The organism is Paraburkholderia sp. SIMBA_030 (assembly GCF_046535245.1).
GTDB lineage: Bacteria > Pseudomonadota > Gammaproteobacteria > Burkholderiales > Burkholderiaceae > Paraburkholderia.
On sequence record NZ_JAWRXB010000001.1, the window covers coordinates 496,078 to 520,607 of the forward strand.

The window sequence follows — 24,530 nt, forward strand, 5'->3', positions numbered from 1 at the left end:
CCGGTGAGCGCCACATCACGCCCGAACAGGCGCACGTCCGTGCTACTGGCGGATGGATAGGGACGTGAGTACACTGCCACTTTACCCTCGGTCTCCCACTGCCCATGGTCAGGTCCTCGGCACTTCGAGCTTCGCCCTCCGCCACCGCTGACGCCGCTGCGGCAGTCGCGGCCGCACCGCGCGCGGCGGGGCGGCCTACCCAGGACGCCGCCGCCGAATTGCGCGAAAGGCTCCTGAACGCGGCCACCCAGGTTTTTCGGGCAGAAGGGTTCGGCGGAGCCAGAGTCGAGGAGATCGCTGCGCGTGCGGGAATCAGCAAGACGACCGTCTACCGGCAGTACGGCACTAAGGAAGACCTGTTTCGAGCTGCTATCTGGCACGGCATGGAGGATCTGCGTGGCAGGATCGAATTACTACTAAAGCCGCGTCGCGACTTCCCGAAAACGCTGCTGGTCCTGTTACGCACGCTGACTGACCATATGGCCTCCACGGATACGATCGAAATCACCCGTGTCAGCGTCGGGGAATCGCATCGCTTTCCGGATGTGGCGAAGGGCTTCCTTCAATACGTGAACGCGATGCTGGAGCCGGTAGCGAACTTCATCGCCTCTGCCGCCCAAGGCGGGACGATCAGCGTGTCCGACGCGCCGCAGGCCGCCCGCGACCTGCTGACGCTTGTGGCCGGCAGCTCGGAAGTGCTGATGGGCATTCCGACCACGCCTGCGCAACGCCAGCAGCGTGCCACACACATCCAGCAGTTGCTGCTCTCGGCGTGGGGGTACAAGGCGCCTGACCGATAGGTCACACCGCAAACTTAGCCCCCGTGTTCTACGTGTCCATCTGCCCCATCACCTGAAACTGGGCCGATGCCTGCGCGAAACACCACGCTCGCTTCTTCTGTACCAGGTCGGGCCAACCATTTCGTGGAACGGCCCGAACGCCAGCATCAATTCGAAGCCCTCGCGGATCACATCGCCGTCATCCGGCACGCCTTGGGCGACGGTGGCGATAGGGCTTTGCATCAACGGAGTCCTCCTTGCGCGCCGCTCGCCCCGGCATGGGGGAGACGCTTTCTCACGGCAAAAATATGGCGTATCATTATCCGCACACAAGTCAACTATGCGCACGGAGACAAAGGTGATCACAGCGCCGCTTTTTACCCCTCTGCCGGTTCGCGGCATTACGCTGGCAAACCGCATCGTCATGTCGCCGATGACGCGCGGCTTCTCTCCAGACGGAAGGCCAGGGCCGGATGTCGCGTCGTACTACCAGCGGCGTGCCGAAGGCGAGACCGGACTCATCATCACTGAAGGTGTAGGCATCGATCATCCGTCCGCACTCGGCGAAGCGGGTCTAGGAGAGAACTCGATTCCAATGCTGGCGGGCGCCGGGTCGGTCGAAGCGTGGCGGTATGTTACCGATGCGGTCCACGCGAGCGGCGGCGTGATTTTCCCGCAGTTGTGGCACATGGGCCCAATGAAAGAAGCCGATACAGGGCCCGTCCCCGCTGCGCCGCCGATGCGTCCGTCCGGACTGTGGGGCCCGACGGGCCGCCTGAACTCGCTGGACCCAGCCTACGTGGCGCGCGTGAGCGCCCCCACCCGCGCGATGACCGATGAAGAAATCGCCGATGTCGTCGCAGCCTATCGCCGCAGCGCGTCCTACGCAAAGGCAGCCGGATTCGACGGAATTGCCATTCATGGCGGCCACGGCTACCTGATCGATTCGTTTCTGTGGAGCGAGACCAATCAACGCATCGACATCTGGGGCAAGGATCGCACTGCCAGGAGCCGATTCGCCGCGGAGGTGGTTCGCGAGATCCGCGCGGAGATTGGTGACGCAATGCCCATCAGCTTCCGTTTTTCGCAGTGGAAGCAGCAGGATTTCAAGGCACGTCTTGCGAACACCCCCGCTGAACTCGAACAGACTCTCGCGCCGCTGACCGAAGCCGGCGTCGATATCTTCGAGGCGAGCACGCGGTATTTCAATCGCGCAGAGTTCGACGGCTCGGACATGAATCTCGCAGGCTGGGCAAAGAAGGTGACGGGCAAGCTGTCGATGACCGTCGGCGGCATCGGCATCAACAAGGGCTTCTATGACTCGATGGCGGGGTCGGAGACCGTGGCGCAGCCCGATCTCACGCCCTTGCTCGAGCGTTTCCTGCGCAACGAGTTCGATCTGATCGGGGTGGGACGGTCGCTGTTGCACGATGCACACTGGGCTCGACGCGCACGTCTGGGTGAACCATTCCTGGGCTTCAGCACGGATTCCCTGATGCGCCTGACCTGAGGTGTACGGCCCTGGTTCGATCCGGCGCACCAAGGGGGATCGGGAGGGCCATGCCGGTTCAGAACACCGGGCCGCAACACCGCTGCGGACGACGCATTACCGGGCGAACGGGCGGCGGTCCCGTCTGCGCGCCAATCTATAGCCGGCCCGTGACCGGAATCGATGCGCCTGTCACGGCCATGGCGGCACGAGAAGCGAGGAAGAGAATAACCGCCGCGATGTCAGCAGGCTGCACCCAGCGCGAAAAATCGGCATCGGGCATGTCCTTGCGATTCTGCGGCGTGTCGATGATGCCCGGCAGAATCGCATTGACCCTAATGCCGCGATCCTTGAGTTCATCGGCAAGCGCTTCCGTGAGACGCAGCACGCCCGCCTTCGAGGCCGCATAGGCGCCCATCCCCGCGCCGGCACGCAGCGCCGCGCCTGCACCGATATTGACGATGCGCCCCCCTTCCTGCTCATCGCCGAACTGGTCCAGCGCCGCCCGGGAAGCTGTCGCCGCCGTGCGGACGTTCATCTGATACATCAGATCCCACGTCTCGATATCGCTATCCGCCAGGGTTTCCCAGCGAAAGCCGCCGGCCACGTTGATCAGTGCATTGAGCGGCCCAAGACGCCCGACAACCGCGGACATGGCCGTTCGTGCGTTGCCCAGATCGGTCAGATCGACGCCGCCTAGCCGGAATTGCGCGTCCTGTGCGTCCGGGGTTGAGGCGTCAGGCACCGGCGCACGGTCCAGCAAGGCAACCTTCCAGCCATTTGCGGCAAATGCGTTGCCGACCTCCCGTCCGAGCGTGCCGAAGCCACCCGTAATCGCGACTACCTGTTGCATGTAAAACACTCCTGTGTCAAACGCTGCACTTGACAGGATCGCCCAGTCGCAGCCAGATGAACGCGGCTTAGCGGCCCTTGAAAATCGGATCGCGCTTCTCGCGAAACGCATTCACCGCTTCCTGATGATCCTCGGTCTGATTGGATAGCGCCTCATAGGCGATGGACGCATCCAGTATCGAATGCGCCAGTTGCTTCAAACCGATGTTGATCGAGGTCTTGGTCCACTGGATGGCCTGTGATGCGCCCGTCGCGAGACGCGTCGCCATTACGGCAACGACCGCATCGAGCTCGTCGGCGGGAACGGCATAGTTGATCAGCCCGAGGCGGGCTGCTTCCTGCGCGCCGAGCAGATCGCCGGTCAGCAGGTATTCCTTGGCCTTCGCATAACCGATCAGTTGCGGCCAGATCACCGCCCCGCCGTCACCCGCGACGAAACCCATCTTCACATGAGGATCGCCGATCTTCGCGTGGCTTGCCGCGTAACTCAGATCGCAGAAGAGCGCGATCGTCGCCCCGAGCCCCACGGCATGACCATTGATCTTCGCGATGATGGGTTTCGGACAGTCGAGCATCGAGAAGATGATTTTCTTCGCGCGCTGCATGCCGCCGAGAAACTGCGACTGATCGTCGATCACCTGTTGCATGTGCTCGATATTGCCGCCGGCGCTGAACGCCCGGCCTGCTCCCGTGAGCACGACGACGCGGGTTTCGGGATCCTCCGCGACATCGGCGAAGAGCCGCGACATCTCGATGTCCATCTGTTCGTCGAACGCATTCAAGGTCTCGGGCCGATTGAGGGTAACGGTGAGAATGCCGCCGTCGCGCTCCAGCAGCAACGCCTGATAGTCCAGTAAATTCATGGCTAGCTTGTCCACGGTGGCGCAAGCGCGCGGGACATTGCACCTGCTCCCGCTGACGCTTGCATAGTCATTCGATCAGCCAAAACAATGCACACAGCGCGTGCGCCGCGGGTGTCGACCCCCTCGACCCGCTCGATCCGTTAAGTCCGTACAGGCATGAAGCGGCGACCGTTTTCGTACATGATTTTCCGGGTGTCCTCGGCAGACAACGGCTCACACGCTTCCGTTGCGAAATCTCGCGGCTCAGGTACACCTTCTGCGTGCGGATAGTCAGAGCCCATTAGCAGAAAGTCCGCCGACCCGGTCTGCGCGACGATCTGTGCGAGGTCGTCTTCCGGATACGCTACCACGAAGACATTCTCCTTGAAAATCTGGCTTGGCCGGCTCTTCAACTGACCACACGGCCAGTAGCCGTTTTTCGACATGCCCCGGCATTTGTCCATCTTGACCAGCATGGACGGCACCCACTCCGCGCCATTTTCCGCGCTGCACAGTTTGACGTTCGGAAAACGCTCGAAGAAGTTGTAGAAGATGAACGACGACAGCGTTTCGATCACCGGACGTTCGCTGTAACCATGCATCCACACAAAAGCGGTCTGGCGCTGGCGCGACTGCTGAACGGGTTCGCCCCACACGGCCATGTGGTCCTTCATGTAGATCGCTTCGGAAACGTGGAAGGTCACACGCACGCCCGCTTCGTTGAGAATCGACCAGTACGGATCGAAATACGGGTCGGCCGGCGCGCGCCCATTGAACGGACCCATCGGCATCAGGATCACGCGCACGCCATTCGCCACCAGCCACTTCGCCTCGGCAACCGCGGAGTCGAGATCGTCGAGCGTGACGACCGGCGTGCTGTAAATGCGATCTTTATAGTTGAAGGTCCAATCGTCGAGCATCCAGCGGTTGTAGGCGTGCAGCACGGCGTTTGCCGCAACGGGTTCGTTCAGATAGGAGATGCAAGCGACCATTTCGCCAATGTACATCGTGCACGCCTCAACGCCGAACTCATCCATCTTTTGCAGACGCGCGTCGCGGTTGAACATGTCCGGGGTGGGAGGAACCCGCATTTCGACGTTGTTTTTGCCGTCCTTCATCGCCCGCAGCCATTCGTGCAGTTTCCCCGGCGGCGGCACCAGCCCCTCTGCCGACGTGTAGCCTTCGCTGATCTCCACCTTGCGATCGCCGACATACATGCAGCGATTACTCTCTTCGGTGACCCGGCTGGTGAACCCCCAGTCTTTCTTGAACTTCTCGGGCAGGTAGCGGCTGAACGCGTCCTCCACTTCGTAGAAGTGCGTGTCGGCGTCGTAGATTTTTCCTTGGTAAGTCGACATGAAAAAGTCTCCTGTTTGTGAAACGACGATGAAGCGAGCGACAAGGGCGGCGCCTCTTGATATAGAAGTATCGGCGCACGCAGTTGACGTTCAAACCGCCATATCGAAATCAGAAGTCGCGATACCGGATTGATATCGGCGAAAGCAACCGCACCGGCGTACCGCTAACTCGACACACGAAAATAACAACTATACGCATATCGTTCAACTATGAGACGATAGTCGAAACCCGCTAGAAAGGAGACATCCCATGCAGGCTGATGCATTGCCGCAATCCTCTTCGCGTGAAACGCTCGCTGGAAGGCCACGGCGCTGGCTCCTGTTTGCGGTGCTGATGTCGGCGGTGGCGGCGTCGTCCGGCATCACCGTGATCTACACGATGCTCGTGACGCTCTACAGGGTCTTTCCCGGCTCAGCCGCGGTAGGCTGGACGGTCACCGCCTACTGGCTTGGCGCGGCAGTCTTTGCGGCCATCTGTGGACGGCTGGGGGATCTGCTCGGCTACCGGAGAGTGCTGCTGATCGTGCTGGTGGTCGCTGCGGCGGGAGGCGCAGTGGCGGCCTGCGCGGCCAACCTCGCCGTACTGATCGCGGGCTGCGTGATGCAGTCGGTCGCATCGGGCATCACGCCACTTTCGATGGGACTTGTCCGCGAAAATCTGCCCGCGCGGCAGATCCCTTCGGCAGTCGGACTCATCACCGCGGCAGGCATGGTCTCGGCTGGATTGGTCTACATCTGCGCAGGTATCGTGATAGATCGCTACTCGTGGCAAGGCGGTTTCTGGCTGAAGGTGGTGCTGTGCGTAATGACAATCGCGGCGGTGCGCTTGTGCGTGCCAAAATCGCATCGCAGGTCAGGCACACGAATCGATTTCGTGCGAGGCCTCGCCTTCGCGCCGGCGTTGTGCGCGCTCCTCTTCGCGGTCCAACAGATCCACGCGTGGGGACTGCGGGATGCCCACACCGGGGGTTTGCTGGCAGCCGGCGTGGTGACGCTATGGCTCTGGTCGAGGCACCAGCGCAACGCAGCGGAGCCGCTTATCAACATACGCTTACTGGCAAAGCGTCAGGTGATCCTCGCGAACGCCTGCATGATGTGCATCGCGATCGGCGCAATGCAGCTTGGGCAAGTGTTCTCGCTCCTGTTGCAGCAGCCGGTGTGGACGCGCGCAGGTTTCGGACTGACGGCAACCCAGGCAGGCCTGCTGATGTTCACGATCAACATCGGCGCAACGCTTGCCAGCCCCTGGAGCGGACGGGTCGCTGCACGCTACGCGGCGCGACAGGCGGCGCTGATCGGCATGAGCATGTTGGTGCTCACCTGGGCGTCGCTGATTCTGCTTCATCGCAGTATGTTGCTATTCGTTCCAGGCGCGATGCTCTGCTCGTTCGGCCTGGCCTTCGCGCAGACGGCTGTCTATAACCTGATCATCGAAGCGACCCCCGCGGAACAGACCGGCGAGGCGACTGGCCTGCTCTACGTGTTTTTTTCGTGCTTCTTCGCGGTTGGGGCACAAGCAGTGTTCACGCTGCTGCAAGGCGCCTCCGTGAGCGACGGCGGTGCGTCCTTTCCAGCGGCGCAAAGTTATATCGCGGTGTTCGGATATGTCGCCGGCAGTGCGCTGGCGGGGCTCGTTATTGCGTACGCGTTGCCGAAGCAACGCGACCCGGGCCATCGGCCCAGCGTTCTGGAAGCCACAGGATTGAGCGGCCCCGCACGCACTCGTTGACTGCACGCGATGACGATAAGCGGCGCTGACCGGCGCCGCCGTTTGTCGGCTGACATGTTGCGCGCCGCAAATGTTGCGTACCATGGCGCGCTTTGCCAGGCTTACTCCTCTTCGCTTACTTTGCTCAACGCCGACGCCCGCTGGGCGACGGCAAGCATGTGTTCCTCGAGGTGCTCCCGTTCGCGATCGAATCGCTCCAGCGGCGCACCGACTGCCATGGCCGCGATCACTTCGCCATTGGGTCCAAAAATAGGCGCCGACAGACCGGCCGAGTCGGGCCGCAGTTCACCGCGGCTGACCGACAAACCGGTCTCGACGATGTTTTGTAGCTCCTCGCGCAGGGCTTTCTTGTTGACCGTCGTTTGCTCCGTATGGCGCTCGAGTTTGACAGTCCGCAGGTATTCGGCAAGAAACGCTTCCGGCGCGTAAGCGAGCAGAACGCGCCCGGCAGCGGTGCAATACAGCGGCCGACGCATCCCGACAATCATCGAATATCGAACGGATTGCGCACTTTCGATGACGTCGACGTACGTAATGACCTTATGCTCCACATCGAGCACACCGATATAGACCGTCTCGTGGGTACGCTCCGACAGTTCGAGCAGAAACGGACGCAGCATCTTCGAAAAATTCCATACTGCCATTACATTTGCCGATAGCCGGAAAATGGCCGGTCCCAACCGGTACCGGCCACCGTCGTGCATCAGAAAGCCTTCCGCCACAAGGGGCCGCAACAGGTTCAGCAAGCTGCTCTTGGGCGACTCCAGCGCGATGTTCAATTCTGCAAGCGACATCCCGTCCGGCGCTTTCGCCAACACATCGAACAGCCCGAGCAGACGAGTCAGCGAACGCGGTCCGGTGACATCCTTGTCTGCCGAAGCCAGGATTTCTTTCGACATATCACTCCCCTTCTATTTCGATTCGGCTCATTATAAATGAATCATTCACATAGTCTCACGCTGGTCGCCGGTTTAGCACACTTATTCTTGGCGGATCCGGGATAACGCCAAGTCCATCCGGCAGCTCATCTGCAATATAATTGAACAACGTTCCAAAATGCGCCCACCCACGATACCACTCAGTGTCGTCAGCCAGTTTGGTCTGCATCGCGAGCGCGTCACCCATCGTTGTTTTACGAAGGAGTTTATTCATGAACGCACTAAAGGACCGGGTTGCCATCGTAACCGGCGGCGGGCAAGGATTAGGGCTCGGTATTGCGAATGCGTTGGCCAGCGAGGGCGCGAACCTTGTCCTGACGGGGCGCACCGAAGCCAAGTTGCGCAAGGCTGAAACGGCACTGAAGGAGTATGGCGTTCAGGTGCTCGTGGTGCCGGGCAACACGCGCAGGCGCGCTGATGCCGACCAGACCGTCGCCCTCGCCATCGAGCATTTCGGGCGCATCGATGCCCTTGTGAACAATGCGCAAAGCAGCACGCCGGGCGTGCCGCTGGAAGCGGTCACCGATGAAAACTGGTGCGAAACGCTCGAATCGGGCCTCTACGGCACGCTCTATTTCATGCAGGCCGCCTGGCCGCACATGAAGCAGCAGCGCAGTGGCAGGATCATCAATTTCGCGTCGCGCACGGGCATCGAAGGCACGCAGGGATTCGCTCCGTATGCCGCCGCCAAGGAGGGCATTCGCGGCCTGTCGCGAGTCGCCGCGCGCGAATGGGGCCCTTACGGCGTCACCGTCAACGTGGTGTGTCCCGCGGCCCTCACGCCTGTGGCCGACGCGTATCTGGATGCGAATCCCAGTGAACGCACGCGCTATCTGTCCGAGATTCCGCTTGGCCGTTTCGGCGATCCGCAGAAGGATATTGGACGCGTAGTTGCATTCTTATGCAGTGAGAGTGCGGGTTACGTAACCGGACAGACCCTCAATGTCGATGGTGGACAGACTATGCTCTAACGAAGCGCGAGCCGATGACGCCGGTTTTTCGATGCTCCGGAAGTCGCGTTCAAACTGCAGGCAGCCCACGCCCGTGGGCTGCGAAACAGATTTCTCTTCCATCGAACTTCGCGAGAGTGCGATGAAGTTCGGCCTTGGCTACTGCACACGAAGTCAGGGCCATTTTTGCGCTGCATTGTTCAGCCGCCGGGTTTAAATAACCTTGCGCGCACGCAATGCGTCGATTTCCGCGCCTGACATGTCCAGTAGATCGCGCAGCACGTCTTCGGTATGCTCGCCGAGCATCGGTGGCCGGGTGTACGACTCGATCGGTGTCCCCGACATCTTCACCGGGCTGGCGACCATGCGCACTGCATCATTCGACAGCGGATGCGCAACCTCCACGCACATGCCGCGCGCCTGAACATGCGGATCTGCGAACACCTGCTCAAGGTTGTTGATTGGACCGGCCGGAACGCCCGCTGCGTCGAGTGCAAGCAGCAACGCGTCGCTCTGCCACTGAACGATCAGCGGCTCGAACACGTCCCCGAGCGCCCGGCGGTTCCCGACCCGCAGCGCGATCTCGCTAAAGCGCGGGTCCGTTGCGAGTTCCGGATGCTTTAGCACCTGGCACAGGCGCGCATACTGCTCATTGTTACCGGCGACGATCATGATGTCGCGATCCGCGCACCGGAACATCCGCGACGGCATGCCGCCGTTGCCCTCGGTGCCGCGCCGCACCGGCACCTCGCCGGACACCAGGTATTGGCTGGCATAGTGCGAGGTGGCGGCAATCATCGAATCCAGCAGCGAGAGGTCGATGTACTGCCCTTCGCCGCCCTGCTCGCCCCCGGCGTCGCGGTGGTAGAGCGCCGCCACAATCGCCGATGCCGCATACTGCCCGCACAAAATATCCGCGAGGCTCGGGCCAGTCTTCATCGGGCCGCCGCCCGGCATGTCGTCGCCATTTCCCGTGATACTCATGAGGCCACCCATGGCCTGGAAGATCGAATCGTAGCCGGGTCGCGGACTGTAAGGCCCGGTCTGCCCGAAACCCGTGATCGAGCAGTAGACGAGGCGCGGATTGACAAGCTTGAGGCTCGCGTAATCCAGACCATATCGCTTCAGGTCCCCGACCTTGTAGTTTTCCAGCAGCACGTCGCATTTCGCCGCGAGCGAGCGAATCAACGCCTGCCCCTCGGGTGTCGCGATGTCACAGGTAATCGACTTCTTGCCCCGATTCGCGCTGATAAAGAATGTGGACTCGCGCGTGTCGTTGCCATCGCGGTCCTTCAGGAACGGCGGGCCAAACTGGCGCGAGTCGTCGCCCTTGCCCGGCCGTTCGACCTTGATCACTTCCGCCCCCAGATCGGCCAGCATCTGCGCGCCCCATGGCCCTGCGAGAATGCGGCTCAGATCGAGCACTCGAATCGCGGACAACGCACCTTTCGTCATATCGAACCGTTTCCGTTGAATTGATTTGCTGCCGGGTCAGGTTATTGTCCAATGAATCTCGCGGTGCGCTTTTCGATAAACGACTGCACGCCCTCTTTGGCATCTTCCGTGTTGTACAGCACCTGCTGGGCAGACTGGATTTTCGAATAGGCTTCCTGCCAGCCTGTCCCCAGCGACACGCGCGCATTGGCCATAGTAGCCTGCACGGCGAGCGGTGCCTGGGCGGCAATGCGCTCCGCGATCTCCAGCGCGCGCCCGAACTCTTCGCCCGCCGGCACGACTTCCTGCACGAAATTCATGCGATACGCTTCCTGCGCCGTGAATTCGTCACCGGTGAGCAGAATCTTCATCGCGTTACCCCACCCCGCACGCTCCACCATCCGGATGGTCGCGCCGCAGCCTGCCATGATGCCGCGCTTGACCTCCATCTGCGAGAAGCGGCAATTGTCGGCGGCCACCGCCACCTCGGACGCCAGCATCAGTTCGACTGCCACCGTAAAGCTGATGCCCTTCAGCGCGATCACAACCGGCTTCTTGCGCAACGGTTCGCGCAGATTGAACGGGTCGACTTCGCCCACTGGCAGCAACGGCTTGCCTGCGCGGCGCAACGGCACGACTTTCGGCATATCGAGGCCCGCGGTAAAGTGATCGCCCTCCGCGTAAAGCAGCCCGCAGAAGAGATCCGGGCTCGCTTCGAGACGCGTATACGCCCTCGCCAGTTCCTCGAACATTTTGGGGGTAAAGCCGTTGCGCTTTTCCGGACGGTCGATGCCGATCAAGAGAATATGGCCGCGCTGTTCGACGCGAATCTGCCCGTCCTCATGGCGTGTGGTCATGCTCTGCCTCCTTGCCCATTTTTCATGAAGCGCAGGCCCGAAGCCCAATTGACAAAGCCCCGTCGCGCATTCACAATTATAAACACCGTTCAAAATACGGGCAACCCCGCAACGCACCGATTCATCCCGATTCATCCCGATTCGTGCTGCGATGCAGCGCCGGAAGCGGCCGCGAATGGCGAGTGCGCGCACTGTTCCGGCGGCGGAAAGATGGCATAGGTGTTCGTCCGCATTGATGCGAGGAAACTCATGGCTTATGAAACGATCATCGTCGAAACGCGCGGCAGGACTGGCCTTATCAAGCTTAACCGACCGCAGGCGTACAACGCACTGAACAACCTGTTGATGGACGAACTGACTACCGCGCTCGACAGTTTCGAAACTGACGAAGCGATCGGCGCAATCGTGCTCACAGGAAACGAAAAAACCTTTGCCGCCGGCGCCGACATCAGGATGATGGGCGATTGGACTTACATTGATGTGTTGAAGCGCCAGTTCATCACGTCCAACTGGGAGCGCACGGCGCGCTGCCGCAAGCCGGTGATCGCCGCAGTATCCGGCCTCGCGCTGGGGGGCGGGTGCGAACTGGCCATGATGTGCGACTTCATTCTCGCTGCCGACAACGCCCGCTTTGCGCTGCCCGAAATCACGCTTGCCACCATCCCCGGCGCCGGCGGGACGCAACGTCTCACGCGCGCGCTCGGCAAATCAAAGGCCATGGAGATGATTCTCACCGGACGCAAGATGGACGCGATCGAAGCCGAACGCTGCGGACTGGTGAGCCGCGTCGTACCGCTCGACGAATTGCTGGACGAAGCGCTGAAAACGGCGGACGCCATCGCCGGATTCTCGCAACCCATCGTTGCGCTTGCGAAGGAATGCGTCAATCGCGCCTACGAGTCCAGTCTTGCCGAAGGCATCCTGTTCGAACGGCGCATGGCCTATGCAACGTTCGCCACCGAAGACCGCAAGGAAGGCATGGCCGCATTCGCCGAAAAGCGCAAGCCGGTGTTTCGCCATTGCTGAGCGCCGTAGGTACACGTGAATTCGCAGTCGCGTGCATCAGTTGCAGTGCTAGCACTCGATGGATTCTTTTCAACCTGTCATTCGCCCACACGGCTTCACAACAGATCATGAACGCTCAAAAGAATCGCATCACCGAATTGCTCGGCATCGACTACCCGATCATCCAGGGCGGTATGCGCTGGGTGGCGCGCGCGGAACTCGCGGCAGCGGTCGGCAATGCGGGCGGACTGGGATTCATCTCCGCGCACACCCATGCAAGCGCCGATGCACTGGCGCGCGAGATCGACCAGGTGCGCGCGCTCAGCGACAAACCGTTCGGCGTCAACCTGACGCTGCTCGGCAGTAACGCCGGGCTCGACTACGAGGGCTACGTGCGCACCATCGTCGAGCGGGGTGTGCCCGTGGTCGAAACCGCCGGCAGCAATCCCGCGAAGTACATCGAAACGTTCAAGGCAAACGGCGTCAAGGTGATCCACAAATGCGTCGCTGTGCGGCATGCGCTGAAAGCGGAAGCGCTCGGCGCGGACGCCGTGAGCATCGACGGGTTCGAATGTGCGGGGCATCCGGGCGAAGACGATATTCCGGGGCTGATCCTGATCCCCGCCGCTGCGGACAAGCTGAAGATTCCGCTGCTCGCCTCCGGCGGCTTCGCGGATGGCCGCGGCCTGATGGCCGCGCTCGCGCTCGGCGCGGACGGCATCAATATGGGCACGCGCTTCATGCTCACGCAGGAGTCTCGCGTGCACCCCGCAATCAAACAACGCCTGCTGGAAGCGACCGAACGCGATACGTTGCTGGTCGGACGCACGCTCGGCGATTCGAGCCGCGTGATCAAAAACACCGTCAGCGTCGCGGCAGTCGCCCTGGAGCGTGCAGGCGGCGCCACGGCCGCCGACCTGTACGCGCTGACCGGTGCCAGCCGCTGGATGGACGCATTCGCGAATGGCGATGTCGAAGGCGGGGCCTTTCCGGCCGGGATGGTGACAGGCCTGATCCACGATCTGCCGACCTGCGCCGAACTGATCGCGCGAATCCTGCAGCAGGCGGCCGAAATCGCGGCACGGGGCCTCACGTTCAAGGTGCCTGCCGCATGAAGCTTTCGGGCGTTCGCGTGGTCGATCTGTCGCAGTTCATGCCCGGGCCGATGCTGGCGTCGAATCTTGCCGATCACGGTGCCGACGTCATCAAGGTCGAACCGCTGTCGGGCGATGCCGCACGCGGCCCGCTCGAGTCGGATAGCGAGTTTTTCGCGGCGCTCAATCGCGGCAAACGCAGCATCGCTCTGGATCTGAAACACCCTGATGGTCTCGCGATCGCGCGGCAACTGATCGACGCGGCCGACATCGTGATCGAGTCGTCGCGGCCCGGTGTGGCGGCGCGCCTGGGCATCGATTACGACACGGTGAGCCGCACCCATGCCAGGCTCGTTTACTGTTCGCTGACCGCCTTCGGCCAGACCGGCCCGCTGTCACAGGTGCCCGCGCACGACCCCGTCATCCAGGCCATGGCGGGAACCTTGCCACGCGACGAGCGCGGCGCTCCGATGACATCGGGCGCCTCCCTTGCCGCGCTGGCGGGCTCGTTGACGGCGTTGTCCGCGGTATTGATGGCGTTGTTGCACGCACGCGAAACGGGCAAGGGGGACTTCATCGATATTTCGTTGTACGACGCAGCGCTAACGGTGCAGCCGCATCTGACTAGCCACGCGCTGAACCCTGTAGCAGGCGACACCGTCGCTACTGCGCACGGCGGCAACGCAATCGCTCTGCTCGCTGTGTACCAGACGGCCGATTCGCAATGGCTTTGTCTCGGTGGCCGCGAACTCGACTTTGCGACGAATCTGCTAACGCCGTTAGGCCGACCGGACCTGATTGACGTCGCCGTGGGACCAGCCGGCACAGCGCAGGCCGAGCTGCGCGCCTTCCTTACCGGGACCTTCCTGACACGCACGCTGAGCGAATGGCTCACGTGGTTCGAAGGCCGCCGCGTCAGTGTTGCGCCGGTGCTGTCACTTCGTGAGGCGCTCGCGCACCCACACACGCAGGCCCGTCAGATGGTCAGCGCCGACGCGGCCGGCCGTCAGCATGTCGGCAACGCGATCCGTTTCCAGCGCGAACCGGCACAACCCATCCTGTCGATCGCGGCCATTGGCGAGCACACAGCGGAGATTCTCGACACGCTCGGCTACGCCGCTGAACACATCGCCGCACTCGATGCTGCCGGCGTCGTCCGCACGCAGAATGCGCCGCGAAGACACAGCGTCATGCCGTCGCCAGCGTCCTGATCAAAAGACTCAGAACCCTCCCCTTCGCCTCCCCTCAGGCTCATGCCCATACTCCTGCAATCCGGCTCCATCGACTTTGCGTCCATTGTCCGTGCTGGCGAGAACGTCATGTGGGGGCAGGCGAATGCGGAGCCGGTACCGCTGACTCAGGCGCTCATCGCGCAGCGGCACCAGATCGGCCGGTTCCGCGTGTTTCTGGGCGCGAGCGCCACCGATACGTGCCAGCCCGAACACGCCGACTGCATCGACTTCGTTTCCTACTGCGGCAGTGGCGCCAATCGCGCACTGGCGCGCGCCGACGCACTCGATGTGCTGCCGTGCCACTATTCGCAATTTCCGCAGTTGATGCGCGCGGGCGCGCTCAAGATCGACGTACTGCTGCTGCAGCTCGCGCCGCCGGATCGGGACGGCCGCTACAGTCTGTCGATCGCGCACGAGTACCTGGTTCCGGTGCTGGACACAGCCCGCGTCATCGTTGCCGAAATCAACGAGCAGGCGCCCTGGACGTATGGCGAACGCTATCTGCGCGACGCCGACCTCGGTTTCATTCTGCCGACCTCGCGCGCGCCACTCGAAAACGCGCCCAGCAAAGCCGGTAGCCTCGAACTGGCGATCGCCAGCCACGTCGCCGGTTTGATCGAAGACGGCTCGACACTCCAGTTCGGCCTCGGCGCGATTCCGGAAGCCGTCCTTGCGCGCTTGTCGGACCGGCAAAACCTGGGGGTCCACTCGGGTGCGATCGGAGACAAGGTCGCCGATCTGATGGACGCGGGCGTCATCAACAACACGCGTAAAAATGTCGATAGGGGGCAGACGATTGCCGGCGTCATGATGGGCAGCCGCCGCATCCACGACTTCGCGTACCGCAACCAGGCCGTGCAATTTCGCTCGACAAGCTACACCCACGATCCAGACGTGCTGGCCCGGATCGACCGTTTTGTCGCCCTCAATTCCGCGCTCGAAGTCGACCTGAGCGGACAGATCAATGCGGAAGTGGCCAACGGCAGCTACGTCGGCGCAGTGGGCGGCGCACTCGACTTCCTGCGTGGCGCACGGCGCGCCAAGGGTGGTCTGCCGGTGGTTGCGCTGCCATCGACCGGGGGCAAGCGGGCGAGCCGCATTGTCGCGGCACTCAGCGGCCCGGTCAGCACGCCACGCAGCGACGCCGGCGTCATCGTCACCGAATACGGCGTCGCGGACCTGCGCGGACTCACCTTGAAACAGCGACGCGAGCGTCTGCTGGCAATCGCCCACCCCGACTACCGAGCGGCACTTGAGCGCTCCGCCGGCGGGGCCGGCTGACGCAATCTGGATAACCCATGGCCGGCGGCACGACACCGTACCGTCGCCCGCCTCTTCCACGCCATTTGAAGGAGCGCATATGAAACGCGCAGCGATCGTCTCTCCCGTACGCACGCCGGTCGGCACCTTTGGCGGCAGTCTGCGCAGCGTGCCGGTCGAAGAACTCGGCGCACTGGTCGCCCGAGAGGTCCTGAAGCGCACGGGGCTCGACGCCGTGCGGATTGACGATGTGGTTTTCGCGCAGTCGTACGCGAACAGCGAAACACCCTGCGTTGGACGCTGGATCGCGTTGCAAGCCGGACTGCCGGTCGAAGTGCCAGGCATGCAGCTTGACCGACGCTGCGGCGGCGGACTTCAGGCACTCGCGACCGCTGCCATGATGGTCCAGACCGGCATCGCCGATGTCGTGCTGGCGGGCGGCGTCGAGAGCATGAGCAACATCGAGTACTACAGCACGGACATGCGATGGGGCGCGCGGGCGGGTTCGGTGCAGTTTTACGACCGGCTCGCGCGTGGGCGCGAACGCTCGCAGCCGGAGGAACGCTTTGGCCGCATCTCGGGCATGATAGAAACGGCTGAAAACCTTGCCAGCGACTTTCGCATTAGTCGCGAAGAAGCAGATGAATATGCGGTGCGCAGCCATCGCCGCGCGGCTGCCGCCTGGTCGTCAGGTCGCATGGCCGATGAAACCGTGGCGGTCAGCGTGCCGCAGAAGAAAGGCGCGCCGCTGGTCTTTGCCCAGGACGAAGGCTTTCGCGAAGACGCCAGTATGGAGAGCCTCGGCAAGCTGCGCGCATTGATCCCGGGTGGCACAGTGACGGCAGGCAATTCCAGCCAGCAAAACGATGCAGCAGCGGCCTGCCTTGTCGTCGCTGAAGACAAGCTCGAAGCACTTGGTCTGGAACCGATAGCGTATCTGAACGGCTGGGCCGCAGCGGGTTGCGAGCCGTCGCGCATGGGAGTCGGCCCAGTGCCTGCCGTGCAGAAACTGATGGCACGCACCGGGTTGTCGATCGATCAGATGGATCTTGTCGAACTGAATGAAGCATTCGCTTGCCAGGTGCTGGCTGTACTCAAGGGATGGGGATGGAACGATCCGGAGCGGCTGAACGTCAACGGCTCCGGCATCTCGCTGGGCCATCCGATCGGCGCTACCGGTGTTCGCATGATGACCACCCTGCTGTTCGAATTGCAGCGGCGCAAGGGCCGCTACGGTCTCGAGGCGATGTGCATCGGCGGCGGCCAGGGGCTGGCCGCGTTATTCGAGCGGGCCTGAGCGAGCTTGAGAGGCGTGATCGTAGCGATGTTACCGCCGCAAACGCAGTGAACGGCGGCGAGCGTCACACTTCAATCATCACAAACTCCGCCTTCGCAGCCCCGCATTCCGGGCAAGCCCAGTCGTCGGGAATGTCTGCCCAACGCGTGCCGGCTGGAAAACCCTCAACCGGAAGTCCAACGGCTTCGTCGTAGAAAAAGCCACAGAAGATGCATTGCCACTGTTTCATCGTCGTCGGTCCGTCATGTATTCAGGAAACAGATTCAGGATGCGGCTGTCGCCGTTAGGGACAGATAGAGAGGCGTTAGCATTGCGCCAGCCGATCGTTCACAATATGCAACGTCGTTCAGTTTTGCTATTATAAGGTGATGGACTTTCTACATCAACGCCTGAAACGAATGGAGACGACAGTGAGCGATATCGTGAAGGACAAGGTTGTGGTCGTTACGGGAGCGGGGGCCGGTATCGGCCGCGATTTCGCGCTCCAGTTCGCAGCGGCTGGCGCGAAGGTGGTGGTCAACGATCTTGGGCGCCATGCGGAGAGCGGCGAGTTCGCAGCGCAGCGGGTCGTGGCGGAAATCAAGGAAGCGGGCGGCGAGGCGGTGGCGAGTACGGATAGCGTTGCCGAATGGGACTCGGCACAAAAGATCGTGCAGGCCGCGCTCGATACCTTCGGGCGAGTCGATTGCGTGGTCAACAATGCAGGCATCGTGCGCGACCGGATGTTCTTCAACATGAGCCCGGAAGAATGGAAGGCCGTCGTCGACGTGCATCTAAACGGTTCGTTCTTCGTGGCGCGCGCCGCCGCACCGCACTTCAAGGCACAGAACGGCGGCAGCTACGTCCATATGACGTCCACTTCCGGCCTGATCGGCAATATCGGCCAGGCGAACTACTCGGCGGCAAAGATGGGTGTCGTGGCTCTGTCGAAGTCGATCGCGCTCGACATGGCGAAATTCAACGTGCGCTCAAACTGTATCGCACCATGGGCATGGACCGCCATGACCGCATCGATTCCGTCGGATACGCCCGAGCAAAAGGCCCGCGTCGAGATCATGAAGAAGATGGAAGCGTGCAAGGTGGCACCGCTTGCGGTCTATCTGGCATCGGATCGCGCAGCGAAGGTGTCGGGACAGATCTTCGGTGTGCGCGCTAACGAAATCTATTTCTTCAACCAGATCCGCATGGTGCGCTCGCTGCACCGCGATGGTGGCTGGACGCCGGAATCGATCGCCGACCAGGTGATGCCCGCATTCGAATCCAGTTTCTTCCCGAACGTGCCGTCGCTGACGCTGACGCCCTGGGATCCGGTTTAACGCACACGTTCTACGCTTCGCAAACGGCTGCCAACGCAGTCACTGCTCATCACAACGCTACCCGCTTCGCCCGACGATTCTCACCCGACCATCGCCAACTGACGCCGCGCCTTGAGCAGAACCGGCAGGTCCACCATTCGCCCGTCCACCGACACCGCGCCGCCCCCGGCGCGTTCGAATACTTCGATCACTTCCCGGGCCTTCGCGAGTTCCTCTTCGCTCGGGCTAAAGGCGGCATTGACCTGTGCGACCTGTTTCGGATGGATACAAAGCTTGCCGCCGAAACCCAGGCTTCGCCCGCGCGATGCATCGGTCGCGAGTCGAACTGCGTCGTCGAGCGCCACGCTGACGCCATCCACCGGCGCCAGCAATCCAGCCACCCGCGACGCAAGTACGATCCGCGAGCGCGCATAAAGCAGCGCTTCCCAGGCACCGGAACAATCCAGATCGAGTTCGAAATCCACCGATCCGAATATGAGCCGCTCGACGCCCGGCCCTTTTGCCACCTCGAGCACCTGCCACACGCCGAGCGCCGATTCGACGATCGGCAGAATCGGCTTGGTGGTCGCACGGACGAGCGCTTCGAGGGCCATCGTGTTCTCTGCTTTGGGCAATACGACGCCGTCGATACCGCCGAGCGCCAGCAACGAGAGGTCCTCGTCAAACCACGGCGTGCCGAAGCCGTTGATACGCAGTAGCACACGCGTGGTCGACGCAGCGAAGGCCGCCGCCGCATCGGCGACATGCTGACGAGCCGGCCCCTTGTCCACGGCGCCGACCGCATCTTCGAGATCCACGATCACCGCATCGGCGCCGCAAGCGAGCGCCTTGTCAAAACGCTCAGGCCGTATGCCGGGAACAAACAGAAAAGAACGCATCACGCTTCCTGAAAAATAACCACCGGTTGCAAACGCTCCGGCCATTCACGCCAGACAAAGGCGCCCAAACCAGCCGCTACGCCAGAACCGCGCTAGCCTCCATGCGCAACGTGCCGTCACTACCCGCAATCCATAGCTTGAGCGCTTTACCGTCATCACAGTCTGGACGTCCGCAGACGACGAACGGGGCCGTATCGAGCACCGGACTCGTGCCCCGAAACGAAAAGGCCGCGACGCGCTCTCCTGGCCGTTCTGCTCGCACCAGATCCAGCAGCAGTGTCGCCAGAAGCGAGCCATGCACGACGAGCCCCTGATAGCCTTCCTCCTCCATCGCATAGGGCCGGTCGTAATGGATGCGGTGACCGTTGAGGGTCAGCGCCGAATAGCGGAACAGCAGCACGGGATCCGGATCGATCGTACGCAGCCATCGGGCGCCTTCAGGGGCGGGGCGAGGTGTCGCGGGCGCTTCGCCGGCAGCGGGATGATCGCGATAGACGATGTCCTGATGCTCCTCGATCGCCACGCCTGCAGCGTCGCTGATCTGATGCAGTACCTTGACGAAGATCAGATCGCCGCTACGGCCATGCTTGTGGGTCACGGCCTCGATCGTCGATAAACGGCTGACCGCGTCACCGGCCTTTAGCTCGCGTAAAAACGCCAGTTGACTGCCCGCCCACATCCGTCGGGGCAATTCCACCGGCGGCAGGAAGCCGCCCCGCTTCGGATGCCCGTCAGGACCCACGAGCGACTGCCGGTGCACCGGCAAAAAGTAGAGCCAATGCCACAGCGGCGGTAAAGCGTCGCCGGGCACGACTGGCGCACTGTCATGGTCGAGCGTAGCGGCAAGCGCGGCGATCGGCGTCAGGCAAAGCGTGTCGGAAACACACTCGCTTCTGCCGATCCACTGCTGTAAATGGGCGATATCTATCGGCATAACGTCGAGTCACTCAGATTCAATGCTGCGCGGATTGCCCGCGCGACGGGCAACAAGGGATCTTCCTCCGGCGAGGTCGGATTAAACAACTTATTGTGACAGATCGCGACGGCTAGACCTGTGTCCGGATCGGCCCAGCCGATCGAGTTGCCCTGCCCCGGATGACACAGCGCGCGCGGCGATTGAACCGCTGTCACCGGCGGATGAATACCCCCGAACCAGAACCCGCCAATGGTGATCGGAAGCGGAAAGCCGAACATCACCGGGTCGGGTTCCTCGCTGTTCGCCCGCGGCGTATTCAACGTTGCGACAAGCTCTTTCGACAGCAGCCGCACGCCGTCAAGCTCCCCGCCGCCCGCAAGCATCGCCCAGAAGCGCGCCTCGCTGCGCGCATTGAAGATGCCACCCACCCCTGCCACTTCCGCGCGGCGCACATCGGGCCGCTCGAACACCGTTGGGTTCAACGCGACCTGCTCGGGCATCGACGCGAGAAACAGCGGCGGCAGATATTCCGACGGCACCGGCACCATCGCATCGGTGAGCCTGGCGATGCGGGGCTCGACCGCGTCGGGGATGCCGATCCAAAGATCGGAAATGCCGAGCGGCGCGGCGATTTCTTCGCGTACGAAGCGCCCCAGCGAGCGCCCTTTGGGATCCACCCGCCGCACCAGTTCGCCGACGATCCAGCCAAAGGTCATCGAAAGATACAACGTCTTCGTCCCGGGCTCCGCCAGCGGTTTCAGGCCGGCGATCGCAGCGGTCATCCAATGCCAGTCGCACATCCGTTCCGGTGTGACGCCTTCTGGCATCTGCGGCACGCACGCACGATGCGTCAACACGTCTCGAACCGTCGTGCGCGCCTTGCCGTGCGCGCCGTATTCGGGCCAGTAGCGCGCGACCGGCGCGTCGTAGTCAATGTGACCGCGATCGGCCAGCATGTGTAGTGCGGTCGCCGCAACGGCTTTGGTCACCGAGTAAACGTTAAAGAGCGTCTCGCCGTCCACCCGCCGTCCTGTTGCCGGATCGGCCACCCCGCTCCACGCATCCACGACCAGTTCGCCATTCAGAAAAGCCGCCACCTGGACGCCGATCTCGCCACCCGCCTCGCTCGTCGCGTAGTCCAGCGCCTGCTGGACGATTGCGGTTCGCTGCGACGCTTGCGCCGTCAAGTTCATGCCGGGTCTCCATGATCAAAGTTTCGCGCATGAAGGTTTGCGTAATGCCCGCGATACAGGTCTGGCGGGGTCATCGCGCGTCCTCCAGAATCAGGTCGGCGGCGCGCCACGCCATGGCCATCATCGGGCCGTTCGTGTTGCCGGAAATCATCGCCGGCGTGACGGACAGATCCATCACGCGCAGTCCATCAACGCCGCGCACGCGCAAGCGCGAATCGAGTACCGCAAGGCGATCCGTACCCATCTTGCAGGTGCCGCAAGCGTGGAAGCCCGACTGGCCTTCGCGCCGGTAAAGGTCGAGAATTTCGTCGTCCGACTGAACCGCGGAGCCAGGGCGCGTTTCGCCCCTCAGCAGGCTCGCCAACGGCTCTGCACCGAAGACGTTGCGCATCAGCCGGAATGCGTTGATCGCCATCTGCCGGTCGTAGGGCTCGGCGAGATAGTTGGCTGCCACCTCGGGCGCGACCTTGCGGTCGGCGGAAACGATCTTCACGTGCCCCTGGCTCTCGGGTCTGAGCGGATAGCTGAAAAGCTGCATGCCGGGAAACGGCTCGAAACCGGAGCCAGCCGCTCCGAAGTCCAGCGAAAACGGCGCCATCATCAATTGCACGTCGGGCCGGGTGGCGTCGGGCGTAGTTTTGACGAAGCCCCCAACCGGGTAAGAGCCCAACGCCATGACGCCGCGATGAAACAGAAAATACTGCAACGCATTGCGCCACAGACGCGCCCCGGCGAACTGCCGGTTGTGTGAATCGCGCCATTGCCTGAGGCGCGCCTGAGTCATGTACAGCAAATGTTCACGCATGTTCAGACCAACCCCTGGGCTCGCCGCAACGATACCGATACCAAGCGACTGCAGATGCTGGGGATCGCCCACACCCGACAGTTGCAAAAGCCGCGGCGACTCGAGCGCGCCCGCCGACAGCACAACCTCGCGGCGCGCCCGGTAAGCGGTGTCAATGCCGTTGCGATGGCATCCGACGCCCACTGCACGCGTGCCCTCGAAGACGACCCGGGTGACTTCCGTTCCAGTGACAACGGCCAGGTTCTTGCGCTTCCTCGCGGGCTTGAGAAACGCTTCAGCGGAACTCTGCCTGCGGCCGTTACGAATGGTATAGGTGAGATATGCCACGCCTTCGTGGTCGAGCCGGTTGATGTCTTCGACCCGTCGCACGCCAAGCGACTGGCAGGCGTCCAGCACCGCTTCGCCAAGACGGTCGCGCTCGGCATACGGCGACACTTTCAGCGGGCCACCCGCGCCGCGCAGCTCGTCGGCACCCAGCGCATGATCTTCGATGCGCCTGAAGCACGGCGCCACGTCGTGCCAGCCCCAGCCTTGCACACCGAGTGCCGCCCAACCGTCGTAGTCGTCAGGATGGCCGCGCATATAGACCATGCCATTGATGCTGCTCGATCCGCCGAGCATCTTGCCGCGCAACCAGACCTCATTGCGATGACCGTTACCGTCATCCGGCTGCACCGGAATGAACCACGCGTGAGCGGGATCGCCCAGCAGTTTGCCGAATCCTTTCGGCATGCGGATCAAAGGGCTGGTGTCTTCCGGACCCGCCTCGATCAGCAGCACGTCATGGCGGCCGTTCTCTGAGAGGCGGTTGGCCAGCACGCACCCGGCGGCACCTGCTCCCACGACGATATAGTCGAACTCGGTCATCCCTTCAGTCTCCGACGGCGCGTCGATTCGGATCGCTCACAGCGAGTGGCATTCGCCGCCGTGTGTTGTCGTCGCAGTGGCGGCATGGCCCGGCAGAATCAGGCGCATTTGACCCAGTCCCTGTGGCGCTCAGTCGAATACCACCGGAATCGAATGCGGCACGCGCATCATGATCCCATTGATAAGTGGCGCCGGCGCCGCGGGGTCAAGCCGCAGGTTGGGCAACCGGTCGAGGATCGCGTTGAGCGCACGCGTCATCTCGACGCGAGCCAGATGCTGGCCAATGCATACGTGCGGCCCATACGCGAAAGCGAAGTGCCGATGCGAGCTTGTGCGGAAAATGTCGAACCGGTCGGGATCCGTGAAGCGGCTGGGGTCGCGATTGGCGCTTCCCGCGACCACGTCGATAAATGCACCCGCCGCAATCTCGACGCCACCCAGCGTCACAGCGCGCGCCGCCATGCGCGATTGCATCACGACGGGTCCGTCCCAACGCAACGCTTCTTCGATGGCACGCGCCACGAGTGTGCGGTCGCGGCGCACGGCGTCGAGTTGATCCGGATTTCGTAGCAGTCCTAGCAGCAATACGCTGGTCGCGCGATAGGTCGTGTCGCCGCCCGCGTTCACCAGTTGCCGCAGAAAAGAAATGACGACCTCTTCGGGCAGCCGTTCGCCTTCGACTTCAGCCGTCGCCAGCATGCTCACGAGGTCGTCGCCAGGACTCTCCCGGCGCTGCGCGATGAGTTGCGCGAAATACGTGCCCAGCTTCGTCGAAGCCTCGACGCCGTGCTCGATATCGACCGAAACAAGCGTCTGCGCGATGGCGAGCTTGTGGAATACCTTGACGTCTTCGGGTGGTAGCGCCAATTGGCGGTAGATGATGTTAAACGGATAGTGCAGTGTGAATTCCTGCACGAGGTCGGCGTGGCCGCGGCTGGAAAATAGGTCCGTCAGCTCGCTTACCACGGGATCGACCAGTGCATCGCCCCACGCCGCCACGGTATTCGGCATAAAGGCCTTCTGGAAGATGCGCCGGTATCGCGGATGCTCGGGGACATCCATGGTCGAGATGCTGCGGCCGAAACTGATGCCGATGTTCCGTTCATAAGCCCGGTTCGAAAACGTCGCCGGATCGCCCAGCACCTGAGCGACTTCGTCATAGCCGAACACGCAGTAGTGCTCGACGTCTGACATCGTCAGGTCGGCAGGCGTGTCCATCAGCACACGGTAGTCGCCTTTCTGCACCGAACCCTTCTCGCGCAGCGCCGCAATGCGTGGATAAGGATCGCTGTGCGCGCCGTACGCCAGTGTGTCCTCGAAAAAGGGATTGAACGCAGGATCGTCGAAATCCTGAAGTCGCAGCCGAGCGCCCATGATGCTGTCTCCTGTCGTTGCGTTTATCGGTTCGCGGCGGCGTTCACACAGACATCTCGCCAAGT

Annotated in this window: 23 protein-coding genes; 10 read left to right on the plus strand and 13 right to left on the minus strand. The window is 62.4% G+C overall.

The annotated features are described in order from the left end of the window. The first annotated feature begins 104 nt into the window (after window positions 1–104). Window positions 105–800 (plus strand): TetR/AcrR family transcriptional regulator, encoded by a 696-nt coding sequence (locus SB772_RS02180; RefSeq protein WP_410831636.1) that lies wholly within the window; start codon window positions 105–107, stop codon window positions 798–800. 48 nt (window positions 801–848) lie between these two features. Here the strand turns inward: SB772_RS02180 and SB772_RS02185 are convergent, their stop codons facing one another. Next, on the minus strand, window positions 849–1,022 hold the full coding sequence (locus SB772_RS02185) for a hypothetical protein (RefSeq protein WP_410831637.1): 174 nt from the start codon (window positions 1,020–1,022) through the stop codon (window positions 849–851). Window positions 1,023–1,137: 115 nt separating this feature from the next. On the opposite strand from SB772_RS02185, the gene SB772_RS02190 reads away from it, so the two are divergent. Beyond that, the gene (locus SB772_RS02190) at window positions 1,138–2,289 is read left to right on the plus strand and encodes an NADH:flavin oxidoreductase (RefSeq protein WP_410831638.1); all 1,152 of its coding nucleotides are present in this window, start codon (window positions 1,138–1,140) and stop codon (window positions 2,287–2,289) included. Window positions 2,290–2,425: 136 nt separating this feature from the next. Here the strand turns inward: SB772_RS02190 and SB772_RS02195 are convergent, their stop codons facing one another. From SB772_RS02195 to SB772_RS02205, 3 genes are all read right to left on the minus strand, one after another. After that, on the minus strand, window positions 2,426–3,121 hold the full coding sequence (locus SB772_RS02195; protein WP_410831639.1) for an SDR family NAD(P)-dependent oxidoreductase: 696 nt from the start codon (window positions 3,119–3,121) through the stop codon (window positions 2,426–2,428). A gap of 67 nt (window positions 3,122–3,188) precedes the next feature. Further along, window positions 3,189–3,983: an enoyl-CoA hydratase/isomerase family protein gene (locus SB772_RS02200; protein WP_410831640.1), complete on the minus strand. Its 795-nt coding sequence runs from the start codon at window positions 3,981–3,983 to the stop codon at window positions 3,189–3,191. Window positions 3,984–4,123: 140 nt separating this feature from the next. Next, on the minus strand, window positions 4,124–5,320 hold the full coding sequence (locus SB772_RS02205; protein WP_410831641.1) for an amidohydrolase family protein: 1,197 nt from the start codon (window positions 5,318–5,320) through the stop codon (window positions 4,124–4,126). Window positions 5,321–5,570: 250 nt separating this feature from the next. On the opposite strand from SB772_RS02205, the gene SB772_RS02210 reads away from it, so the two are divergent. Continuing rightward, on the plus strand, window positions 5,571–7,049 hold the full coding sequence (locus SB772_RS02210; RefSeq protein ID WP_410831642.1) for an MFS transporter: 1,479 nt from the start codon (window positions 5,571–5,573) through the stop codon (window positions 7,047–7,049). A 101-nt stretch (window positions 7,050–7,150) separates the two neighbouring features. On the opposite strand, the gene SB772_RS02215 is transcribed toward SB772_RS02210, so the two are convergent. Further along, a complete protein-coding gene (locus tag SB772_RS02215) occupies window positions 7,151–7,948 on the minus strand; it encodes an IclR family transcriptional regulator (protein ID WP_410831643.1) in 798 nt (265 codons plus the stop codon). Between the two features lie 251 nt (window positions 7,949–8,199). On the opposite strand from SB772_RS02215, the gene SB772_RS02220 reads away from it, so the two are divergent. Next, window positions 8,200–8,958 (plus strand): SDR family NAD(P)-dependent oxidoreductase, encoded by a 759-nt coding sequence (locus SB772_RS02220; protein WP_410831644.1) that lies wholly within the window; start codon window positions 8,200–8,202, stop codon window positions 8,956–8,958. 192 nt (window positions 8,959–9,150) lie between these two features. Here the strand turns inward: SB772_RS02220 and SB772_RS02225 are convergent, their stop codons facing one another. Both SB772_RS02225 and SB772_RS02230 read right to left on the minus strand, forming a co-directional pair. Continuing rightward, complete coding sequence (locus SB772_RS02225; RefSeq protein ID WP_410831645.1) at window positions 9,151–10,392, minus strand: CaiB/BaiF CoA transferase family protein; 1,242 nt, start codon at window positions 10,390–10,392, stop codon at window positions 9,151–9,153. Between the two features lie 41 nt (window positions 10,393–10,433). Beyond that, the gene (locus tag SB772_RS02230; protein WP_410831646.1) at window positions 10,434–11,228 is read right to left on the minus strand and encodes a crotonase/enoyl-CoA hydratase family protein; all 795 of its coding nucleotides are present in this window, start codon (window positions 11,226–11,228) and stop codon (window positions 10,434–10,436) included. Window positions 11,229–11,477: 249 nt separating this feature from the next. On the opposite strand from SB772_RS02230, the gene SB772_RS02235 reads away from it, so the two are divergent. The 5 genes from SB772_RS02235 (at window position 11,478) to SB772_RS02255 (ending at window position 17,116) form a co-directional block, all read left to right on the plus strand. After that, window positions 11,478–12,254, plus strand: a complete 777-nt coding sequence (locus SB772_RS02235) for an enoyl-CoA hydratase (RefSeq protein ID WP_410831647.1) — start codon at window positions 11,478–11,480, stop codon at window positions 12,252–12,254. A 107-nt stretch (window positions 12,255–12,361) separates the two neighbouring features. After that, window positions 12,362–13,348, plus strand: coding sequence for an NAD(P)H-dependent flavin oxidoreductase (locus SB772_RS02240; protein WP_410831648.1), 987 nt, complete (start codon window positions 12,362–12,364; stop codon window positions 13,346–13,348). Beyond that, on the plus strand, window positions 13,345–14,538 hold the full coding sequence (locus SB772_RS02245; RefSeq protein ID WP_410831649.1) for a CaiB/BaiF CoA transferase family protein: 1,194 nt from the start codon (window positions 13,345–13,347) through the stop codon (window positions 14,536–14,538). Before SB772_RS02240 ends, SB772_RS02245 begins: the two co-directional genes overlap by 4 nt. Window positions 14,539–14,580: 42 nt before the next feature. Further along, the gene (locus SB772_RS02250; protein WP_410831650.1) at window positions 14,581–15,840 is read left to right on the plus strand and encodes an acetyl-CoA hydrolase/transferase family protein; all 1,260 of its coding nucleotides are present in this window, start codon (window positions 14,581–14,583) and stop codon (window positions 15,838–15,840) included. 79 nt (window positions 15,841–15,919) lie between these two features. Then, window positions 15,920–17,116 (plus strand): acetyl-CoA C-acetyltransferase, encoded by a 1,197-nt coding sequence (locus SB772_RS02255; RefSeq protein WP_410831651.1) that lies wholly within the window; start codon window positions 15,920–15,922, stop codon window positions 17,114–17,116. Window positions 17,117–17,180: 64 nt separating this feature from the next. Here the strand turns inward: SB772_RS02255 and SB772_RS02260 are convergent, their stop codons facing one another. After that, window positions 17,181–17,345: a rubredoxin gene (locus tag SB772_RS02260; protein ID WP_410831652.1), complete on the minus strand. Its 165-nt coding sequence runs from the start codon at window positions 17,343–17,345 to the stop codon at window positions 17,181–17,183. A gap of 181 nt (window positions 17,346–17,526) precedes the next feature. Between SB772_RS02260 and SB772_RS02265 the strand changes: the two genes are divergently transcribed. Further along, window positions 17,527–18,432, plus strand: a complete 906-nt coding sequence (locus SB772_RS02265) for an SDR family NAD(P)-dependent oxidoreductase (protein WP_410831653.1) — start codon at window positions 17,527–17,529, stop codon at window positions 18,430–18,432. 80 nt (window positions 18,433–18,512) lie between these two features. Here SB772_RS02265 and SB772_RS02270 read toward each other — a convergent pair whose 3' ends face one another. The 5 genes from SB772_RS02270 to SB772_RS02290 form a co-directional block, all read right to left on the minus strand. After that, window positions 18,513–19,310, minus strand: a complete 798-nt coding sequence (locus SB772_RS02270; protein WP_410831654.1) for an HpcH/HpaI aldolase/citrate lyase family protein — start codon at window positions 19,308–19,310, stop codon at window positions 18,513–18,515. 76 nt (window positions 19,311–19,386) lie between these two features. Next, on the minus strand, window positions 19,387–20,244 hold the full coding sequence (locus tag SB772_RS02275) for a MaoC family dehydratase N-terminal domain-containing protein (RefSeq protein WP_410831655.1): 858 nt from the start codon (window positions 20,242–20,244) through the stop codon (window positions 19,387–19,389). Then, window positions 20,235–21,419 (minus strand): serine hydrolase domain-containing protein, encoded by a 1,185-nt coding sequence (locus SB772_RS02280; RefSeq protein WP_410831656.1) that lies wholly within the window; start codon window positions 21,417–21,419, stop codon window positions 20,235–20,237. Before SB772_RS02280 ends, SB772_RS02275 begins: the two co-directional genes overlap by 10 nt. A 70-nt stretch (window positions 21,420–21,489) precedes the next feature. Next, the gene (locus tag SB772_RS02285; protein WP_410831657.1) at window positions 21,490–23,091 is read right to left on the minus strand and encodes a GMC family oxidoreductase; all 1,602 of its coding nucleotides are present in this window, start codon (window positions 23,089–23,091) and stop codon (window positions 21,490–21,492) included. Window positions 23,092–23,220: 129 nt separating this feature from the next. Further along, window positions 23,221–24,465 (minus strand): cytochrome P450, encoded by a 1,245-nt coding sequence (locus SB772_RS02290; RefSeq protein WP_410831658.1) that lies wholly within the window; start codon window positions 24,463–24,465, stop codon window positions 23,221–23,223. Between the last annotated feature and the right edge of the window lie 65 nt (window positions 24,466–24,530).

What these genes read in the sequence shown, in the direction of transcription:
- SB772_RS02180 (WP_410831636.1), top strand. Translation starts at nt 105, where the DNA reads ATGGTCAGGTCCTCGGCACTTCGAGCTTCGCCCTCCGCCACCGCTGAC.
- SB772_RS02185 (WP_410831637.1), bottom strand. Translation starts at nt 1,022, where the DNA reads ATGCAAAGCCCTATCGCCACCGTCGCCCAAGGCGTGCCGGATGACGGC.
- SB772_RS02195 (WP_410831639.1), bottom strand. Translation starts at nt 3,121, where the DNA reads ATGCAACAGGTAGTCGCGATTACGGGTGGCTTCGGCACGCTCGGACGG.
- SB772_RS02200 (WP_410831640.1), bottom strand. Translation starts at nt 3,983, where the DNA reads ATGAATTTACTGGACTATCAGGCGTTGCTGCTGGAGCGCGACGGCGGC.
- SB772_RS02205 (WP_410831641.1), bottom strand. Translation starts at nt 5,320, where the DNA reads ATGTCGACTTACCAAGGAAAAATCTACGACGCCGACACGCACTTCTAC.
- SB772_RS02210 (WP_410831642.1), top strand. Translation starts at nt 5,571, where the DNA reads ATGCAGGCTGATGCATTGCCGCAATCCTCTTCGCGTGAAACGCTCGCT.
- SB772_RS02215 (WP_410831643.1), bottom strand. Translation starts at nt 7,948, where the DNA reads ATGTCGAAAGAAATCCTGGCTTCGGCAGACAAGGATGTCACCGGACCG.
- SB772_RS02220 (WP_410831644.1), top strand. Translation starts at nt 8,200, where the DNA reads ATGAACGCACTAAAGGACCGGGTTGCCATCGTAACCGGCGGCGGGCAA.
- SB772_RS02225 (WP_410831645.1), bottom strand. Translation starts at nt 10,392, where the DNA reads ATGACGAAAGGTGCGTTGTCCGCGATTCGAGTGCTCGATCTGAGCCGC.
- SB772_RS02230 (WP_410831646.1), bottom strand. Translation starts at nt 11,228, where the DNA reads ATGACCACACGCCATGAGGACGGGCAGATTCGCGTCGAACAGCGCGGC.
- SB772_RS02235 (WP_410831647.1), top strand. Translation starts at nt 11,478, where the DNA reads ATGGCTTATGAAACGATCATCGTCGAAACGCGCGGCAGGACTGGCCTT.
- SB772_RS02240 (WP_410831648.1), top strand. Translation starts at nt 12,362, where the DNA reads ATGAACGCTCAAAAGAATCGCATCACCGAATTGCTCGGCATCGACTAC.
- SB772_RS02245 (WP_410831649.1), top strand. Translation starts at nt 13,345, where the DNA reads ATGAAGCTTTCGGGCGTTCGCGTGGTCGATCTGTCGCAGTTCATGCCC.
- SB772_RS02250 (WP_410831650.1), top strand. Translation starts at nt 14,581, where the DNA reads ATGCCCATACTCCTGCAATCCGGCTCCATCGACTTTGCGTCCATTGTC.
- SB772_RS02255 (WP_410831651.1), top strand. Translation starts at nt 15,920, where the DNA reads ATGAAACGCGCAGCGATCGTCTCTCCCGTACGCACGCCGGTCGGCACC.
- SB772_RS02260 (WP_410831652.1), bottom strand. Translation starts at nt 17,345, where the DNA reads ATGAAACAGTGGCAATGCATCTTCTGTGGCTTTTTCTACGACGAAGCC.
- SB772_RS02270 (WP_410831654.1), bottom strand. Translation starts at nt 19,310, where the DNA reads ATGCGTTCTTTTCTGTTTGTTCCCGGCATACGGCCTGAGCGTTTTGAC.
- SB772_RS02275 (WP_410831655.1), bottom strand. Translation starts at nt 20,244, where the DNA reads ATGCCGATAGATATCGCCCATTTACAGCAGTGGATCGGCAGAAGCGAG.
- SB772_RS02280 (WP_410831656.1), bottom strand. Translation starts at nt 21,419, where the DNA reads ATGAACTTGACGGCGCAAGCGTCGCAGCGAACCGCAATCGTCCAGCAG.
- SB772_RS02285 (WP_410831657.1), bottom strand. Translation starts at nt 23,091, where the DNA reads ATGACCGAGTTCGACTATATCGTCGTGGGAGCAGGTGCCGCCGGGTGC.
- SB772_RS02290 (WP_410831658.1), bottom strand. Translation starts at nt 24,465, where the DNA reads ATGGGCGCTCGGCTGCGACTTCAGGATTTCGACGATCCTGCGTTCAAT.